Below are 18,709 nucleotides of genomic sequence, written 5' to 3' on the forward strand. Positions count from 1 at the left end.
GCTTCGCAGTCGCCTGATCAAGCCGTCATGCGCCAACCCCGTGAGCAGTTACCCTCGATGACTCGTGAGCGCGTCTCGAACCTGACCTGCTCGTCGCCGTCGTCCAGTGTGTTCCTCAACGCGAATATGCGACGCCGGTGCTCCTCAGGCGACACGGCGCCGCGAGCCTCGCGCACGCCGCGGAAGCTACACCACGCGGCGGGACGCGATCCGCCGACTGATCGCCATCATCGAGGAACCGTGATCGCGACGATGTCGGAATTGCCAGCGCAGACCGCGTGAGGTTGGCCGAGCGCGTCATTACCTGCCCTTCCAGTGACTTCTAATCCGGCTGGACGTAGTCCGGCGGATTGTAGCGAGCCGGCCATCTCGCCGCCCCGTCCATCGTCCAAGCCGTGGAAGCCATGATGGGACCCTCGCCCCGGTCTTCCCAGCCCACCTGCACGGCGATGCCGTCCTTCGTGGCCAGCATCACCTGAAGCGGCGTCTTCGAGAAAACCATAGTGGCGACCAATTCGTGGACCGCTTCCATCACCCGCGAACGCGCAACGAAGCGGATCTGATCGTCGTCATCCTCAAGCGTATTCTGCAGCGCCTGAATGCGACGCAGGTGCTCCTCGGGCGACACCGCCCCGCGCGCCTCGACCAACCTCGCCTGAAGCCTGCGGATGGTAACGTCGTGCTCATCGACCTCCCGTGCAGCCTCCAACCACTTCGCCTTCGGCTCCGCACGACCTGTCTCGAGGTGCAGCGCGAGCGCATTCTCGGCACGCGCGTTCGTCGCCGTTCGCACCCGCACGCTTTCGGCGATCTCGATCTCGATCGGGCGCACGACATCCGGAGATGAGAAGTGCCGGTCGCTCATAGCGGCGTGCAAGATCGCGGTGAGCACTCCACTGCTCCAGTCGGCGTAGTTGAAATGGTGTCCATTTCCGCAGCCGCAGCCACGCTGGTAGCTGTCGCAGACCAAGTAGTCCTCCCTGATCTCGGTCCCGTCAGCACGCCGCCTGAGCCCCTTTCCCCGAAACGTCATCTTCGAGCCGCACTCGCCGCAGGTGGCGAGGCCTGAGAAAAGGTTCGTCAGTCGCCTGCCCCGGCCAGCCACCCGCCGCTGCCGGCCCGAGATGGCGCGCGTCGCCGCCGCATGAAGGTCGGCATCGACGATCCTGGGATAATAGTCGACAACTGCCTCCCCGACGGCCGTTCGCCGCTCGCCACGGGGTTTTCTACCCGGCTGAAATTCGCCAAGCACGGCGGCGCTGTTAAGGATCTTCTGGACGTAGGATCCATGCCAGCCCTTGGCCCGGCCGAACGTCTCGATACCGTCCAGATTGAGATTCCGCGCGATGTGGTGCTTGCCCAGGCCTGCGACGGTGTCCCGAAAAATGCGTCGGATAGTTGCCGCGCGGTCGTCGACGACGGCGAACCGAGGCGGACTCCCTTCCACCCTAAGCCACGCCGGGGCGCGACTGGTAAGCACGATCCGCTCCCCTCCCGCCAAGCGCCCACGCTTGGACGCCCAAGCCGCCGACAGGCGAGACGCCTTCTTCTCGGACTCCTCGTTCGCGAGCTGCGCCTTGACGATCACTTCGATGATCGCCGCCATGTTGAGGTTGTCGCGGTCGTAGCGACGGTCCCCCTCGACGGTCGCGACGATCACACCAAGTTCCGTAACGCGGTACATCCAGGCAAAGACCTTCTTCGCCTGCTCGCGGGACAGGCGGTCCAGGTTTTCGGCTAGAAGTACCACGCCGTCCGGGTATGCCCCTACCTCCACTCCGGCGACGAACCGACCCAGTTCGCCCACGGCGGCATGCTGCCCCTTGAATGCCGAGACGCCATCGTCGATCATTTCGGCGATGACGTTCCAGCCTTTGAGCGCCGCGTGACGACGGCATTCCTCCTGCTGCCGCTCGAGGCTGCTGCCCCTCCCCTGTTCTGCACTCGACCAGCGAATATAGATCACGGCATCCATAAAGAATCTTACCTCGGTGTAGGTGCATATTACCTTAACCTGTCGTGTTCCCCGCGCATAGTGAGAGCTCTGATCGGGATCGATACATAGTTGTGGCCCAGATATTGGGCGCGCCTGCCTAAGACGCGTAGCTGCAGCCCGACGCGAGCGCGACGCTGAATGGTGCCGATAGAGACCTAGTCCAACGTCGGCTACTCCCACACTTGTTAAGACGTTCGTGAATCCGACTGGATCATCGCTTCCATGCCGTCCAAGCTGAACAGTCGCCTCGAGCGGCCTGTACGCACGATCAACCCAAGTGGCAGCCGCTAGGTGTCTTGGCTTGCACTGGGATTTCAGAAGTTACTGTCGCCTAGAGCCGGTGGGGTGGCGGCGGAGACGGAGGGATCCACATTGCAACAGCGATGCAATTGTTACTAAACGATAATCTGGTAGCACTGGATTTTCCGTGCCCCCAGCTATGCCCCCGAAGCAGTGCTACGACTGCGCACCGGCCGCGACGACCGTTGCTTGTTAACCGCTCAAGACATTGCCCGCAACGAACGATGCGCATCCACGGCAAGTGGTGACGGCGCAAAGGTTCGGTCTGCTGCGCGCGAACCCTGCTGGCTTGAAACGGCGTCGATCGGACGTCGCATTGGCGGTAACCGCCGCAGGCAACATCTTCGCCCCATGAACGAAGTACTGACGCGACTTGGCCTCATGGTCGAGGGCGACATCGTACTGGACGAGGCCGCCGTGGCCCTGGCCGCCCCCGACCATGACGCAATCGACGAGTCCTCATACCGACAGCTGCTCGCCTCGATGGCGTCGAGCCTTGGCCACAAGGACCGCGACGCGCACTCTGCCGGTCCCGGGCCGACGCGCTATCACTGGTGGTCGCCGAGCAGTTCAGGTTCGCTGGCGATTGCGAGAGCTACGTTGATCCGGACAACGCGGACCTGATCCGCGTCATCGATCGACGACGCGGCATGCCGGTGAGCCTGTCGATCGTCTACGTCGCCGCCGCCCGCCGGGTCGGCTGGACGGCCGAGATCCTGAACGTGCCGGGGCACGTACTGGTCCTGGTCGGCGACGCTGCGACGCCCGTGATCATCGACCCGTTCCGCGATGGCGTGCTGGTGGATGCGCAGGGCTTGGCGGCTTGGTCGCATCCTCCGCGAGCGGGGCGACACCGGCAGTCCAGCATGTCGCCGCCATGCCGAACCGGTCCGTTATCGTCCGGCTGCTGCTCAACCAGGCGACCCGCGCCGAGGCAGGACAAGGCCGACGCGCTCTCACTCTTTATGCCAGGATGACGACCTTCGCACCAGACCATGGTCACGCTTGGTGGGAGCGCGCGAGGCTGGAACTCACCGAAGGCGACGGTTCCGGCCGCCCGGCGTAGCCTCAGCGCGATGCTCGAGGTGACCCGCGAGCCGGAAATGCGGGAGCGGATCACCGCGACGCTGAGCGTGCTCGTCGCACCGTAGCGCCAATCAGGCGGCATGCCGCCCTCGGGACGGAACTGACACGGCCGACGGGCACCGGCCGCTGGCCAGGCGTGATCGAGAACCGTGACGCGACGCAGATGCGCGACCCCGCAAGTCGGAAGCGATGCCGCGTCGGAGCGCTAATAGGCACCGCCATCAAAGACGGCTTCGATTCAGGGGCTCAAGGGTGATGGAACCTAGCCTTAGTCTAAGTATCGTTGCAATGTGCCGATGCGTCCCAAAGGTCCACGCTGATCGATCCGACCCTCAATCGTCTGCTAACCGCCCTTGATGTGGCGCCGCACGCCTTCTCGGTGTGCCGGATCCAGTCCGGTTGGCGGATGAGCTTTCCGGTGTTCAAGGCCGTCACGGTCCACTTCGTGCTGCGCGGGTCGGGGCATATCCAGGCTGGTGAGACGGCTCCGGTTCCATTCGCTCCATCGAGCGTCCTGGTCGTGCCGGCCTTGCAGCCGCACTGGGTCGGCGACGCCGACAGATCCGCCGCGACCGGCGCTGCGGCTGACAAGTGCGAGCTGATCGGGGACGGCCTCGTCGAGTTCACCGCGGGCGACGGCGCCGATGACACGCTGCTGCTGTGCGCCGCGGTTTCGGCGCCGGACCAGGCGGCGCTCGGTCTGTTCGACCTGATGCGCTTGCCGGTGGCCGACGACCTGGCAGCGAGCGGCGTACCGGCCGCGATCGTCGATGCCATGCGCCACGAGGTCACCAACGCCGGTTTGGGGACCCAGGCGATGTGTCAGGCGCTGATGAAGCAGGCGCTCATCATGCTGTTGCGTCGGCACTGGGCGCAGGCTGACGGGTCGACCGTCCTCGATGCGCTCCACCACCCCCGGCTGGCGCGCGCGATCGCCGCCATCATCGAGCATCCCGGCGCGGACCACAGTGTCGGCAGCCTTGCCGGTCTCGCCGGCATGAGCCGGGCGTCGTTTTCCGATCATTTCTCACGCACCTTCGGACAAGGCCCCATCGACTTCGTGCAAAAGGCGCGTTTGCGGGTGGCGGCACGCCTGCTCAGGGTCACCGACCTGCCGATCAAGGCCATCGCTCAAAGCGTGGGCTACGCCGGATCGCGGCCGTTCTCCCGCGCGTTCGAAGCCACCTATGCCATGCTGCCGTCGACGTACCGGCTGGCGCCGCTGCCGCCGCCGGTGGGTCTGGACGATCTGCAGGTCACCGATCGTCCAGACTGACCGACCGGCTGTCCAATCCTCGAGCGACTGTGGAACGGGTCGATCGGCGAGCCGTCCTGCCAGGGACCCTCGCGCATGTGTGCCTTCGGTCACCATGAGAGGAACGCCCATGCTTACCGACCGTCGCACTATCCTGACCGGGGCCGCCGCCGCCCTCGTTGCCGTCCCCGCCATGGCGATGGCACAGCGGCAGCATCGCATGGGCATGGACCCGGCGGCGATGCCGATGCCCGACGTCTCCGGCACCCGGACGCACACCCAGTTCGAGATGGGCGTGTTCGGCCCGGCCATGCTGTCGCTGGCGACCAGCCAGATCGCGGTCGACCGGGCGCGCAAGGCCGACGCGCGCGAGTTCGCCGGTTTCGAGCTGACCGAGGCGGTCGCCGTCACGACCGTGCTGAAGCAGCTCGGCAACACGCCGCCGCCGATGGACGCCAAGGCGCAGGCTACGCTGGACAAGATCCGCTCGGCGGCACCCGGCGCGGCGTTCGACCGCGCGTACATCGATGCGCAGTACGAGAACCACGTGTTCCTGCGCGATCTCGCCACCGCCTACCTGGCCAGCCCGGCGGACGCGAGCGACATGATGGAGATGCACGGACGCCACCTTGCGACGCTCACGCTGGCGACGTTCAAGGAGCATACGATGATTACGCAGCGCATCGCGCACGAACTCCGCGCCTGACGCGAGAACCGGCCTCCTCCCGACGGGAGGAGGCCTTCCACCACCAGCTCTGTTTTCGCTTTGAGGTTCCGCCATGCCTGACGACATCAAACACACGCCCGTTCCGTTCACCCCCGACGTCGAAGTGCGCGCCGAAGACGAGGCCGAGACGATCCAAGGGCTGAACGAGCAGATCCGACTGATCCAGGAAACGACCGCCAAGGACTATGGCACAGCGGTCCGCGGCGTCCACGCCAAGGGGCACGCGATCGTGAAGGGTAAGCTCGACGTGATTGCCGGCGTGGCCCCCGAACTCGCCCAGGGGCTGTTCTCGGCACCGGGCAGCTACGACGCGCTGCTGCGCTTTTCGACGCTACCCGGCGACATCCTAGACGACAGCGTCAGTGTGCCGCGCGGCCTCGCCGTCAAGCTGTTCGACGTACCCGGCGATCGGCTGCCCGGGTCGGACGCGGACACCACGCAGGACTTCATCCTGGTCAACGGCCCGGCGTTCGCGTCGCCCACGCCCAAGGCCTTCCTCGCCAATCTCAAGATGCTCGCCAAGACGACCGATGTCGGCGAGGGCCTGAAGAAGGGTTTGTCGGCGACGATGCAGACGCTCGACGCGGCGTTGGAGACGGTCGGCATCCAGAGCCCGACCATTCAGACGCTCGGCGGTGCGCCCAACACCCATCCGCTCGGCGAGACCTACTACACGCAGGTGCCACTGCGGCATGGCGGCTACATCGCCAAGCTGTCGGTCGCGCCCGTCTCTACCAACCTGACCGAGCTCGCCGGTAGCAAGGTCGACACCTCCGGCCGCCCCGATGCGCTGCGTGAGGACATCGGACAGGTACTGATCGAGCAAGACAGCGTTTGGGAGCTTCGCGTCCAGCTCTGCACCGACCTCGAGAAGATGCCGGTCGAGGACACCTCGATTGTCTGGGACGAGAAGGAGAGCCCGTACGTCGCCGTCGCGCGGCTCACCGTGCCCGCGCAGCTCGGCTGGGAGCGTGGTCTTAGCGAGCATCAAGAGCAGGCGATCGCGTATAGCCCGTGGCACGGCTTGGCGGCCCATCAGCCGATCGGCGGCGTCAACCGGGCTCGCAAGCCGACCTACGATCGGTCGGTGCAGTTCAGAGGCGAGCGAAACGGCTGCCCGGTCCACGAGCTTCGGGCGATCGGTGACTTACCGGCGCAGGGCATGACAATCGATTGAGCGCAGACCTGAGGCGCTGGACAATGATCCAGCGCCTCAGCTTCCATGAAGTGGTTGAGATCGCGCAAGTGGCCGGCCGCGGCAGTCGCCTCGACGTCCGATCCAAGAACGAGAGCGTCCCTCCGCACATGCGCCTTAGCGGCGCTGAGCGGTGGCACGGCTATCCGGGGGGGTCGGACGGCAATATTGATAGAAATCAGTGACATGTGACGAGTATTCTAGGGAACGCGTCAAGGACTCCGTCGTTTTTCGGCGAAACCGAATTACTGGAGTGATGCCGATGGCGTACGTAAAAACTCGTGACGGCACCGACCTGTTCGTGAAGAGCTGGGGCGAAGGTCGTGCAGTGATCCTGACCCACGGCTGGCCGCTCGCCGCCGACATGTGGGACGCACAAGCTATGGCGCTGGCGAAGGCAGGTTACCGCGCCATCACCTACGACCGGCGGGGGTTCGGGCGTTCGGGCCAGCCGTGGAGCGGCTATGACTACGACACGTTCGCCGACGACCTCGCGGACGTGATGCAGGAGACTGGCGCCACGACGGACGCGACGATCGTCGGCTTCTCGATGGGCGGCGGCGAGATCGCGCGCTACATGAGCCGGCACGAGGGCAAGGGCGTGGTCGCCGCCGGGCTCGTCTCCTCGGTCGTCCCGTATGTGCTCAGGACCAACGATAATCCCGACGGCGTTCCCGAAGAGACGCTCCAGCAGATCGCCGACGGCGTCGAGAAGGACCGCGCGCACTTCTTCCGCAACACCTTCTTCCCGCAGGTCTTCGGGGTCGGCTTCATCACCAGCCCGGTGAGCGAGGAGGTGCTCGACATGACGACGGGCACCGCGCTGCACGCTGGGCTATGGCCGACGCTCGCCGCGGCGCAGGCCTTCGGGCACACCGACTTCCGTCCGGACCTGCCCGCGTTTCGGGTACCGACGCTCATCATCCACGGCACGGCGGACAAGACGGTGCCAATAGACGCGTCCGCCCGGCCTGCCGCTAGGGCCATCACCCAGTCGCAGCTCATCGAATACGATGGCGAGCCGCACGGGCTCAACGCGACCGCCAGCGACCGGCTGACGCGCGACCTGCTGACCTTCGTCGGTGCCTGAGCGGCCGTGTCGAAACTGACCAGCGACTTCTTCGTCGAGCGGCTGAAGGCCTGGGGCGTCACCCGGATCTATGGCTATCCAGGGGACGGCATCAACGGCGTGCTCGGTGCGCTGCAGCGCGCAGAGAAAGGCGGTTCGGGCATCGAGTTCATCCAGGTGCGCCACGAGGAGATGGCGGCGTTCATGGCGACGGCGCACGCCAAGTTCACCGGCGAGCTCGGCGTCTGCCTGTCGACCGGCGGGCCTGGCGCGACGCACCTCATCACCGGGCTGTACGATGCTAAGTCGGACCACATGCCGATACTTGCGATCGCCGGCCAGGCCGAGGCGACGGTGCGCGGCGCGAGCTACCAGCAGGAGCTGAACCTCGACCGGATGTTTGCCGACGTCGCCGACTTCGTGCAGGAAGCGGGGACCCCCGCGCAGGTTCGGCACCTCGTCGATCGTGGCGTGCGCATCGCGGTGGCGAAGAACGGCGTCACCGTGCTCATCCTGCCCAAGGACGTGCAAGACGAAGTGTGGGAGGAGCCGAAACGCGCGCACGGCTTCACGCGCTCCGGCACGGGGTATCAGCGTCCGCGGGTAGTGCCGCACGACGTCGACCTGCGCCGCGCAGCCGACATCCTCAATGCAGGCAAGAAGGTCGCGATCCTGATCGGCGCCGGCGCGCGCGGTGCCGCCGCCGAGGTGGTGCAGGTCGCGGAGACGCTGGGCGCCGGCGTCGCCAAGGCGCTGCTCGGTAAGGACGTGCTGCCCGACGACCTGCCGTTCGTCACCGGCGCCATCGGACTGCTCGGCACCAAGCCATCATCGGACATGATGGACGGCTGCGACACGCTGCTGATGATCGGCACCGGCTTTCCCTGGGCCGAGTTCCTGCCGGCCGATGGACAGGCTCGCGCAGTGCAGATCGACATCGACCCCGCAATGCTGGGTTTACGCTACCCGGTCGAACTCAACCTGCACGGCGATGCGGTCGAATCGCTGCGCGCGCTGCTGCCGCTGCTCGAGCGCCAGCAGGACCGGTCGTGGCAGGACGACATCGCCAGCCAGATGAACGAGTGGCGCGAGACGCTCAAGGGCCGCGCCATGGCGGAGGCCAACCCCGTCAACCCGCAGCGCGTCGTCTACGAGATGTCGCCGCTCCTGCCAGCCGACGCGATCGTCACGTCTGACTCGGGCTCCTGCGCGAACTGGTACGCGCGAGACTATCAGGTGAAGGCGGGGCAGCGCGCATCTCTATCGGGCGGGCTCGCATCGATGGGCGCGGCGGTGCCCTACGCCATTGCCGCCAAGTTCGCGCACCCCACCCGCCCTGTCGTCGCGCTGGTAGGCGACGGCGCGATGCAGATGAACAACATGGCCGAGCTCATCACCATCCAGAAATACTGGCGGCGCTGGGCGGACCCACGTCTGATCGTCTGCGTCTTCAACAACCAAGACCTCAACGAGGTCACCTGGGAGCAGCGGGTCATGGAGGGCAACCCGCGCTACGAGGCGTCGCAGGACCTGCCCGATGTCCCGTATGCGAAGTTCGCGGAGATGCTGGGGCTGACCGGCATCTTCGTCGACACCCCCGACGCGCTCGCCGGGGCTTGGGCGCAGGCACTCGCCGCCGACCGGCCGGTCGTGCTCGAGGTGAAGACCGACCCAGAGGTCGCACCGCTTCCACCCCACGTCACGCTCGTCCAGGCCAAGGCGTTCATGTCGTCGATGGCCAAGGGCGACCGCGGTGCCGGACAGGTGATCGCCGACACGGCGCGCCAGCTGATTGGCGAGCTGCTGCCGCACGGAGAGCGTAGTGAGCGAACCAACGCCCTCGACTGGCGCGCGCATCGCGACGGGCGCGGCGGTCGGGCTGATCGCCGGGCTTGCGGCTTCGTTCGCGATGGACAACTTCCAGGCACTGACCCAGCCTAAGTCCGACGACGACGGCGAGCCGGCAACTGAGCAGGCCGCGAACGGGATCGCCCGCGACATGACCGGTGAACCGCTCGCCGACAAGGACAAGCCGCTCGGCGGTCAGCTCGTGCACTACGGCCTCGGGACGCTCCTGGGCATCGGCTACGGGATCGCCGCCGAGTTCGCGCCGCGTGTCACCACCGGTATGGGGACGGCGTTCGGGACCGGCACTTGGGCGGTGCTGGACGAGGCGGCCGTCCCGGCAGCCGGGCTCGGCGATCCGCCGTGGAAGGCCGCACCCGCCACGCAGGCCTACAGCCTCGCCTCGCATCTCGTGTTCGGCCTGGTCGCTGAAGGGGCGCGGCGAGGTGCCCGTGCCGCGCTCGACAGCTTCAGGAAGTGATTACGATGATCGAACAGACCCCGGACCTCGACATCGCTTACCGGGACGACGGCGATAAGGACGCGCCGGTCGTCCTGCTGCTGCACGGCTGGCCCGACGATTCGACGACATGGGACGACGTGATTCCTCAGCTCAATGCCGCCGGGCTGCGCACGATCGTCCCTACCCTGCGCGGTTTCGGCGAGACGCGCTTCCGGAACGAGGACGCTCCGCGCACCGGTAACTCCGCCATCTTGGCGATGGACGCGATCGCGCTGATGGACGCGCTCGGGATCGAGCGCTTCATGGTCGCCGGGCACGACTGGGGATCGAACACCGTCGAGGCGATGGCGGTCGGCTGGCCTGACCGGATCGAGCGAATGGCGATGCTCGCCACCCCGCCGCGGCTCGGCGGCATGCCGACCCCGCCGTTCGAGCAGGCGAAGCGCCAATGGTATCATTGGTTCATGGCGACGGCGCGCGGTGCCGAGAAGGTGCGGTCCGATCGAAAGTCCTTCGCGCACATCCACTGGGTCAACTGGTCGCCGCCCGGCTGGTTCGACGAGGCTACATTCCAGAAGGTCGCGAAGTCGTTCGACAATCCCGACTGGCACGCGGTCACGATCCACAGCTATCGCGCGCGCTGGGACGAGGCCGAGCCCGATCCCGGCAGCCAGTGGCTCGAGGATAAGGTCAAGGCGACCAAGACGCTGTCGCTGCCGACGATGTATGTCCAGGGGGCGGTCGATGGGGTGAACCCGCCGTCCGCATCCAAGGACGTGCCCAGCAAGTTCAGCGGACCGTTCGCCTTCGTTACGCTCGCCGGGGTCGGCCACTTCCCGCAGCGCGAGAACCCGGACGCGGTCGCGCGCCACCTCATTGACCTGTTCACCGGGGAACCGGCGGATCTCACCGACACCACCGACCGGAGCCTATATATGAAGAAAGTCACACCCATCCTCGCCGGTGTTGCGGCCGCGGGGCTCCTCGCCGCGACCGCGGTCGGCATCGCGCAGGCACAGGGGCGCAGCTCGCAGCTGACGCAGGTCGCGGAATTCGACCATCAGGTAACCGGCGTCGCGGTCACCGAGCAAGGCCGGCGTTTCGTCAACTTCCCGCGCTGGACCGACGACGCGCCGATCTCGGTTGCGGAGGTGATGGCGGACGGCAGCCTCAAGCCATATCCGGACGCGAAGTGGAATAACTGGCGCAACGCCAAGGCCAACGATCTCCCGGTCGGAGAGCATTTCGTCTGCGTCCAGTCGATCGTGCCCGATGGCCACGGCAACCTGTGGGTGCTCGACCCCGGCGCGCCCGGCAACGAGAAGGTTCTGGAGGGCGCGCCGAAACTGGTCCGGATCGAGCTGAAGACCAATCGCGTGACGAAGGTGATCGCGGTGCCCGCCGACGTGGCGTTGCAGGGCACGTACCTCAACGACATTCGCTTCTCGCCAGACGGCAGGACCGGCTACATCACCGACAGCGGCACGCGCGGCGCGATCATCGTGGTCGATCTGGTTGCTGGCACGTCCTTCCGCACGCTCGATGGACACCCCTCGACACAGGTCGACAAGACCGTCACCGTCACGCTCGACGGCAAGCCGCTGCTCCGTCCGGACGGCCGGCAGCCGGCCTTCGCCGCGGACGGGATCGCGATCTCCAACGATGGCTCGACGCTCTACTGGCAGGCGCTGACCGGCAAGACGCTGTACTCGATCGCGACCGGCAAGCTGCGACCAGACGTCAGCGAGGCCGACCGCGCCCGCGCCGTGAAGACGGTTGCCTCCACGCACGTCGCCGACGGGCTGTGGATGAGCAAGGCCGGCGATCTCTACCTCACCTCGCCGAGCGACTATTCGATCAAACGGCTCGTCGGAAAGGGCACCGAGACCGTGCTGACCGACAAACGCCTGCGCTGGCCTGACACCTTCTCGGAAGGTCCGGACGGCCGGCTCTACGTCACCGCCAGTCACATCCAGGACACGCAGTGGTTCACGCCTGGGGCGCCGCCCTCGATCAAGACGCAGCTGTTCTCGTTCGAACCCATCAAGTGAAGGATGGCATTTGACCTATCTCCGCTACCGCGATGACATTGAGACGATTCAGGCCGACGAGCAGGGGTCGGTCAACGGCAACAAGGGCATGCCGCAGGAGACCGAAATGCCCATGTGGCTGCGGGTCTACTGCACGCCCTCCGACTTCCATGGTCGCGAGAGTGGCGTCGTCGCTCCGAACAGAACCAGCGTTGGTCGAATTCCGGCCTGAACTCCTTCTATCGTTCGAAAGGACCTCGCATGCCCGCCCCCATACAGACTCTGACACTCGCTGACGCCCGCCGCGTGATCGCCGCTGGCGAGGCCAAGGCCGCGGAGATCGGCGTAACCTACAATCTCGCAGTCGCGGATGCTGGCGGCAACCTCGTCGCACATGTTCGCATGGACGGGGCGTGGCTCGGCTCGATCGACATCTCTATTCACAAGGCCTGGACTGCTCGCGCGTTTGATATGTCGACCGAGGACCTCGCCAAGATGGCGCAGTCGGGAAAGCCGCTGTTCGGCATCGACAGCACTAATCGGCACAAGGTCGTGATCTTCGGCGGCGGCGTGCCGATCAAGGCGGGCGAGACCGTGATCGGGGCCGTCGGCGCGAGCGGTGGAACCGTGGACCAGGACGTCGAGGTCGCGGAAGCTGCTGCGGCGGCGTTGGCCAAGGCGTGAGTATCGCGCTCAAGCCACTGGCCGAGCAGGTCATCGTCGTCACGGGCGCCAGCTCGGGGGTCGGCTGGTGACGGCTAAGCTCGCGGCGTCGCGCGGCGCGAAGGTGATGCTCGTCGCACGCAACGAGGCGTCGTTGCGGGAGGCGGTCGACGCCATCACCTCGGCCGGAGGCGATGCCGACTATGTGGTGGCCGACGTAGGCGATGCCGCAGCCGTCGGCGCCGCCGGAGCCCGGGCGGTGGCGCGGTTCGGCCGGATCGATACTTGGGTGAACGATGCCGGTACTGCGATCTACGCCAAGTTGATCGACACGCCGCTCGACGAGCACGAGCAGCTGTTCCCTACCAACTACTTCGGCACCGTGCATGGCGCGCTCACCGCGTACGAGCACATGCGCGAAAAAGGCGGCGCGTTCATCGCGATCGGATCCATCGCCTCCGATCTGCCCTCACCGATACTCAGCGCCTATGCGGCGTCTAAGCATGCGGTGAAGGGCTTCGTCGATGCGCTGCGCGTGGAGTTCACCGCCGACCGCGTGCCCATCTCCGTCGCGCTCATCAAGCCGTCCGGCATCGACACGCCGATCGCGCAGCACGCGGCCAACCACGTCGATGGCGAGGCGATGATCCCCCCGCCGGTCTACGACCCAACGGTGGTTGCGGAGGCCATCCTCGACGCGGCCGTGCACGTCCGGCGCGACATCACGGTCGGTGGAGCGGGCCATCTGCAGGTGCTGCTGGGCACGCACTTCCCGGCGCTGCTCGATCGCATGTCTAAGCTCCTCGAAGCTCCGATGTCGGACCCGAAACAGCCGGCGACGCCCGAGACCAGCATCTTCTCGCCGGTCCAGCGGGGACAGGAACGCTCGGGTCGGCAGCCGGGCCGACGCTTCAGCCTCTACACCGCCGCCGAGCGCCACCCCGCCCTGGTGGGCGGCGCCGCCCTGGTCGCAGCGCTCGGCGCGGCGGCACTCCTTACGCGGTCACCCCCGAAGGAAGCGTCATGAGCAATACCTGCAGGATCGCATCCGCTCGCCTCGCCATCGCGATGGACAGCGAACCGACCAGGGAGCCAGCGGCGTGAACGGTCGGCGGATGATCGGTTCGATCACCGGCGGCCTCGTCGCCGGACTCGGGCTGACCGCGATGATGATGCTGCAGGAGAAGAAGACCGGCAAGCCGTCGGAGCTGACCGAACTCGAACGCAGCAGCGCGGCGACGCTGGGACAGCCGACCCCACATTCGGAGCAGCTGCCGTCCGCCACCGAACAGGCGGTAACCCAAGGGGGTCATCTCGCTCTCTCTGCGCTCGCGGGCGCGGCCTATGCCGCCACATCCGTCGACGATGCCGACGTCGTCGTCAGCGGCGTCGCGTTCGGCCTCGCCTTCTACGCGGTCGCGCACTGGATCACCGGGCCCGCCCTTGGCGTGAAGCCGCGCGAGTGGAGGTCCGATGCGCAGACCATCGGCATACACATGATGAACCACGTCCTGTTCGGACTGATCACCGCCGCCGTCGCGAGAGCGGCGAGCCGCGCCGACGGTGAACCTCCCGTCGCCACCAAACACCAGCCCCTGACGAGGAAACGACCATGACCTACCTGCGCTACGCTCCCGACATTGAGACGCCCGTGCCCGACGAGCAGGAAGCGATCGATGGCATCATCAAGGGCATGACCCAGGAGAGCGAGATCGTCGAGAAACGCGAGGGCCATGCGGTCCGCGCCAGTCACGCCAAGAGCACCGCATGCGTGATCGGCGAACTCACGGTCGCCGACGACCTGCCGCCCGAGCTGGCCCAGGGGCTGTTCGCCGCGGGCGGCACGTTCCAGGTCGCGGTCCGCTTTGCGCAGGGGCCGGGCGAAAACCTCGGTGACCGGGTGTCGACGCATCGCGGCATGGCGATCAAGGTCTTCGGCGTCGAGGGCGAGAAGCTGCCTGGCCACGACGCGCCGACGCAGGACTTCGTCTTCGCCAGCGGCCCGACCTTTCCGGCGGGCACCGCTGCGGGCTTCCTGTCCCAGGCCAAGAAGATCGGTGCGACGACGCCTATGCCGGAAAGCGTGAAGAGTGCCGCCTCGTCGATCGCGCGCAACATCAACAAGGTGTTGAACGCCGTCGCGGGCGGGCCAAGCCCGACGCTCGACTTCTACGGCCATCCCTTCAGCCACCCGATCGACGACTATTATTTCAGCCAGTGCCCGGTGCGCTACGGCGACTATGTCGCGAAGCTCGGCTCCTTCCCGTCCTCCACCTATCAGGACGCGTTGAAGGACTGGCAACTCGACCCGCACCAAGACGAGGACGGCTTCCGCCACGCCGCGATCGCCTATCTCGACGAGCATGACGCCGTATTCGACCTGCGCGTCCAGCTCTGGGCCAATGCCGAGACGCAGCCGATCGAGGACACGTCGGTCGAATGGCCGGCGCAGGACAGCCAGTATCGCACCGTCGCCACGATCCGTCTGCCGCGACAGGCGGCGTACAGCCCCGAGAGGGTGCGGTATTTCGACGAGGTGATGACGTTCCGTCCCGCCCACAGCCTCGCCGCGCACCGCCCGCTCGGCGGCGTGATGCGGGCAAGATTGCAGGTCTATCAGGCACTTAGCGACTTCCGTCACCGCGAGAATGGCGTACAGGCGGCGAATACCGCCAGCATCGAGGAAATCCCGGCATGAACGACGCCGTCACCATCGACCGATCCTCCGCGGTCGCTGTCGCCGCCAGGCCGATTGCGAGCCTGCCGCTTTCGCTGACCATCAACGGGGAGGCTCGCGAGCTTCAGGTCGAGCCGTGGACGACGCTACTCGACCTGCTGCGCGACAAGCTCGATCTGACCGGCACCAAGAAGGGGTGCGACCATGGCCAGTGCGGAGCCTGCACCGTGCTGATCGACGGCAAACGGATCAACTCGTGCCTGAAGCTCGCCGTGTCAGTCGATGGCGCCGAGGTCACGACGATCGAGGGGCTCGGCGCGGCGGGCAACCTCCACCCGCTCCAGGCCGCGTTCATCGAGCACGACGCGTTTCAGTGCGGCTACTGCACACCGGGGCAGATCTGTTCGGCGCAGGGGCTCATCACCGAGGGTCATGCGACCACGCGCGAGGACGTTCGCGAGCAGATGAGCGGTAACATCTGCCGTTGCGGCGCCTACACCAACATCGCCGACGCGGTGCTTGAAGTCGTGGAGACGCAGGCATGATCCGGTTCGACTATGCGCGGCCCGGCGATGTTGCCGAGGCGGTGCGCGAGGGCGCGGGCGACCACGCCGCCTATCTGGCGGGCGGCACCAACCTGATCGATCTGATGAAGGAGAATGTCGCGCGGCCGCTGGAAGTCGTCGACATTAACCGGCTGCCGCTGGCGCAGATCACCGACCGCGACGATGGCGGGCTGCGGCTGGGCGCACTCGCGACCAACGCCGACACCGCCTGGGACGAGCGCGTGCAGGCGCGCTATCCGCTGCTTTCCTCCGCGATCCTGGCCGGCGCGTCGCCGCAGCTGAGGAACGCGGCGACCAACGGCGGCAACCTCAACCAGCGGACCCGCTGTTACTATTTTTACGATACCGACACGCCGTGCAACAAGCGCGTGCCCGGCCAGGGCTGCGGCGCGATCGGCGGGGTCAACCGCATCCACGCGATCTTGGGGGCGAGCGACCAGTGCATCGCCACGCATCCCTCCGACATGTGCGTCGCGCTCGCCGCGCTCGACGCGCAGGTGCAGGTGACCGGTCCTCAAGGCGAGCGGACGATCGCGTTCGCCGACTACCACCGCCTTCCCGGCGACGAGCCGTGGCGCGACAACACGTTGACGGCCGGCGAGCTGGTCACCGCGATCGACCTTCCGCCCGCGGAGTTCGCGACCAACTACACCTACCTGAAGCTGCGCGACCGGTTGTCGTACGCATTTGCGCTGGTGTCGGTGGCCGTCGCGATGCGGATCGAGGACGAACGGATCGCCGACGTCCGCATCGCGCTCGGCGGGGTCGCGCACAAGCCGTGGCGGCGCACCGAAGCGGAGGATGCGGTCAGGAACGAGCGGCCGACCGAGTCCGTGTTCGACAACGCGGCGCGCGCGCTGCTCGCCGGCGCGGTCGGCCAGGGCGACAACAGCTTCAAGATCGCGCTCGCTCACAAGGCTATCGTCCGCGCTCTTCACCAGGCCGCCGCCGGCACGCCGCAATCGCAGACCGACAAACGCATCCGCTAAGGAAATTCGCTCATGAACGCTCCCCAGAAGATCGGCATCGGCACGCCGCTGAGCCGGGTCGACGGCACCGACAAGGTCACCGGCAAAGCGAAATATGCGGCCGAATATGCGGTCGCGAACCTGCTCTACGGCGTCGCCGTGCCCGCCCGCATCGCCAAGGGCCGCATCGTTGCCGTTGACGACACCGCCGCGCGCTCGGTGCCTGGTGTAGTCGAGGTGATGACGCACGAGAACCGGCCGAAGCAGGCATGGCTCGACCATAGTTGGAAGGACGAGCTCGGCATCCCCGGCGAGCCGTTCAAGGCACTGCACGATGATCAGGTGATGTTCGCCGGCCAGCCGGTCGCCGTCGTGATCGCCGAGACCTTCGAGGCGGCGCGGTTCGCCGCCGGCCTGGTCGAGGTCCGCTACGACGACGAACCTCACAACATCGATTTCGACACCTCGCTGAGCGAGAAGTTCCTGCCGCCCAAGGGCATGCGCCGCAACACCTTCCACCCGCCCAAGAAGCGGGAGGACGCACCGGCCGCCTATGATGCCGCGGCCCTCAAGGTCGAAGGCGAGTATCGGCTCGCGACCGAGCACCACAATCCGATGGAGATGCACGCCTCGACGGTCGAGTGGCATGGCGACGGCAAGGTCACCGTCTACGACAAGACGCAAGGGGCGCAGGGCGTCCAGGCCTATCTGGCCAGCGCGTTCAAGCTCGGTAAAAGCAACGTCCGCGTCGTCAACGCTTATGTCGGGGGCGGTTTCGGCTCGGGTCTGCGGCCGCAATGGCAGGTGCAGCTCGCGACGATGGCGGCAATCCTGCTAGAGCGCTCCGTCCGCGTGGTGATGACGCGGCAGCAGATGTTCTACCACGCCCACCGTCCCGAATGCGTCTACCAGATCAAGCTGGGCGCCGAGCATACCGGCAAGCTTACCGCGATCATCGGCGATGCCACGACCTCCACCTCGCGCTTCGAGAACAACATGGAGGACATCGTCACCTGGGGGATGATGAATTACGACTGCCCCAACGCCGAAGGACAGAACACGATCGCGCCGCGGGATACCTACACCTCGGCCGACATGCGCGCGCCGGGTGCCGCGACCGGCATGACGCTGTTCGAGATTGCTATCGACGAGATGTCCTACCAGGCGAAGGTCGACCCCCTCGAGTTCCGGATGGTCAACTATTCGGAAACCGAGGCGATGAACCAGCTGCCGTTCACGTCCAAGGCGTTGCGCGAGGCGTATCGCGAGGGCGCGGAGCTGTTCGGCTGGGCGGAACGCAGCCCCGAACCGCGATCGATGAAGGAAGGTCGCGAGCTGGTCGGCTGGGGCGTGGCGACGGGCATGTGGGACGCGCAGTTCTCCAAGACCGCGGCGCGCGCGCGCCTCTCCGCAAATGGCGACCTGGAGGTGGCGAGTGCCACGTCGGACATCGGCACCGGCACCTATACGGTGATGACGCTGGTCGCCGCGGACACGCTCGGCATCGCACCCGAACGGATCACCGCGACGCTGGGCGACAGCGACCTGCCGACCGCGCCCGTCGAAGGCGGTTCGTGGGCGGCGGCGTCGACCGGCGCGGCGGTGCAGCTTGCCTGTCAGGCGGTCGGCAAGAAGCTGTTCAAGGCAGCGCAGAAGATGGACGGCGATCCTTTGGGCGCTGCCGAGTTCGAGGATGTCGAGTTCGTCGATGGTCACCTGCGGCTGAAGGCCGGCGATGGTCCTGGTGTCTCCCTCACCGACATTATGCGGGCTTCCGGCGAAGCGTCGATCGAGGCGGAGGAGACGGCGAGCCCTGGCTGTTGATTTGCACTGAGAGTTGACCCGGAGTTTTCATCGAGAAATGACCCG

General features: G+C 66.6%; 18 protein-coding genes. 17 read left to right on the top strand and 1 reads right to left on the bottom strand.

Features of this window, described 5'->3' with window-relative positions; genetic code table 11:
• Positions 1-322: 322 nt before the first annotated feature.
• The gene (locus ACFE65_RS15670; RefSeq protein WP_375383303.1) at positions 323-1,975 is read right to left on the bottom strand and encodes a recombinase family protein; all 1,653 of its coding nucleotides are present in this window, start codon (positions 1,973-1,975) and stop codon (positions 323-325) included.
• A 672-nt stretch (positions 1,976-2,647) separates the two neighbouring features.
• Here ACFE65_RS15670 and ACFE65_RS15675 point away from each other — a divergent pair.
• The 17 genes from ACFE65_RS15675 to ACFE65_RS15755 all read left to right on the top strand — a co-directional run bounded on the left by ACFE65_RS15675 (position 2,648) and on the right by ACFE65_RS15755 (position 18,664).
• Positions 2,648-2,920 carry a hypothetical protein gene (locus ACFE65_RS15675; RefSeq protein WP_375383304.1) on the top strand — a complete coding sequence of 91 codons (273 nt, stop codon included), beginning with the start codon at positions 2,648-2,650 and terminating at the stop codon, positions 2,918-2,920.
• Positions 2,851-3,273 carry a transglutaminase family protein gene (locus tag ACFE65_RS15680; protein ID WP_375383305.1) on the top strand — a complete coding sequence of 141 codons (423 nt, stop codon included), beginning with the start codon at positions 2,851-2,853 and terminating at the stop codon, positions 3,271-3,273. The genes ACFE65_RS15675 and ACFE65_RS15680 overlap by 70 nt, the downstream gene beginning before the upstream one ends.
• A gap of 392 nt (positions 3,274-3,665) precedes the next feature.
• Positions 3,666-4,658 carry a helix-turn-helix domain-containing protein gene (locus tag ACFE65_RS15685; RefSeq protein WP_375383306.1) on the top strand — a complete coding sequence of 331 codons (993 nt, stop codon included), beginning with the start codon at positions 3,666-3,668 and terminating at the stop codon, positions 4,656-4,658.
• 109 nt (positions 4,659-4,767) lie between these two features.
• Complete coding sequence (locus ACFE65_RS15690) at positions 4,768-5,343, top strand: DUF4142 domain-containing protein (protein ID WP_375383307.1); 576 nt, start codon at positions 4,768-4,770, stop codon at positions 5,341-5,343.
• A 73-nt stretch (positions 5,344-5,416) separates the two neighbouring features.
• Positions 5,417-6,541: a catalase family protein gene (locus ACFE65_RS15695; RefSeq protein WP_375383308.1), complete on the top strand. Its 1,125-nt coding sequence runs from the start codon at positions 5,417-5,419 to the stop codon at positions 6,539-6,541.
• Positions 6,542-6,821: 280 nt separating this feature from the next.
• Complete coding sequence (locus ACFE65_RS15700; RefSeq protein ID WP_375383309.1) at positions 6,822-7,649, top strand: alpha/beta fold hydrolase; 828 nt, start codon at positions 6,822-6,824, stop codon at positions 7,647-7,649.
• Positions 7,650-7,655: 6 nt separating this feature from the next.
• The gene (locus ACFE65_RS15705; protein ID WP_375383310.1) at positions 7,656-9,569 is read left to right on the top strand and encodes a thiamine pyrophosphate-requiring protein; all 1,914 of its coding nucleotides are present in this window, start codon (positions 7,656-7,658) and stop codon (positions 9,567-9,569) included.
• Positions 9,538-9,954, top strand: coding sequence for a DUF1440 domain-containing protein (locus ACFE65_RS15710; RefSeq protein WP_375383311.1), 417 nt, complete (start codon positions 9,538-9,540; stop codon positions 9,952-9,954). Before ACFE65_RS15705 ends, ACFE65_RS15710 begins: the two co-directional genes overlap by 32 nt.
• Before the next feature lie 5 nt (positions 9,955-9,959).
• Positions 9,960-11,987, top strand: coding sequence for an alpha/beta fold hydrolase (locus ACFE65_RS15715; protein WP_375383312.1), 2,028 nt, complete (start codon positions 9,960-9,962; stop codon positions 11,985-11,987).
• Positions 11,988-11,997: 10 nt separating this feature from the next.
• Positions 11,998-12,198 carry a hypothetical protein gene (locus tag ACFE65_RS15720; RefSeq protein WP_375383313.1) on the top strand — a complete coding sequence of 67 codons (201 nt, stop codon included), beginning with the start codon at positions 11,998-12,000 and terminating at the stop codon, positions 12,196-12,198.
• A gap of 29 nt (positions 12,199-12,227) precedes the next feature.
• A complete protein-coding gene (locus ACFE65_RS15725) occupies positions 12,228-12,650 on the top strand; it encodes a heme-binding protein (RefSeq protein WP_375383314.1) in 423 nt (140 codons plus the stop codon).
• Between the two features lie 67 nt (positions 12,651-12,717).
• On the top strand, positions 12,718-13,656 hold the full coding sequence (locus tag ACFE65_RS15730; protein WP_375383315.1) for an SDR family oxidoreductase: 939 nt from the start codon (positions 12,718-12,720) through the stop codon (positions 13,654-13,656).
• 73 nt (positions 13,657-13,729) lie between these two features.
• Entirely contained in the window at positions 13,730-14,245 is a 516-nt protein-coding gene (locus ACFE65_RS15735) for a hypothetical protein (RefSeq protein WP_375383316.1), read from the top strand.
• Positions 14,242-15,327 (top strand): catalase family protein, encoded by a 1,086-nt coding sequence (locus tag ACFE65_RS15740; protein ID WP_375383317.1) that lies wholly within the window; start codon positions 14,242-14,244, stop codon positions 15,325-15,327. The genes ACFE65_RS15735 and ACFE65_RS15740 overlap by 4 nt, the downstream gene beginning before the upstream one ends.
• Positions 15,324-15,851, top strand: a complete 528-nt coding sequence (locus tag ACFE65_RS15745; protein ID WP_375383318.1) for a (2Fe-2S)-binding protein — start codon at positions 15,324-15,326, stop codon at positions 15,849-15,851. The genes ACFE65_RS15740 and ACFE65_RS15745 overlap by 4 nt, the downstream gene beginning before the upstream one ends.
• Positions 15,848-16,861, top strand: coding sequence for an FAD binding domain-containing protein (locus ACFE65_RS15750; RefSeq protein WP_375383319.1), 1,014 nt, complete (start codon positions 15,848-15,850; stop codon positions 16,859-16,861). Before ACFE65_RS15745 ends, ACFE65_RS15750 begins: the two co-directional genes overlap by 4 nt.
• Positions 16,862-16,873: 12 nt before the next feature.
• Positions 16,874-18,664: a xanthine dehydrogenase family protein molybdopterin-binding subunit gene (locus ACFE65_RS15755; RefSeq protein ID WP_375383320.1), complete on the top strand. Its 1,791-nt coding sequence runs from the start codon at positions 16,874-16,876 to the stop codon at positions 18,662-18,664.
• Positions 18,665-18,709: the final 45 nt, after the last annotated feature.

The organism is uncultured Sphingomonas sp. (assembly GCF_964237335.1).
Lineage (GTDB): Bacteria > Pseudomonadota > Alphaproteobacteria > Sphingomonadales > Sphingomonadaceae > Sphingomonas.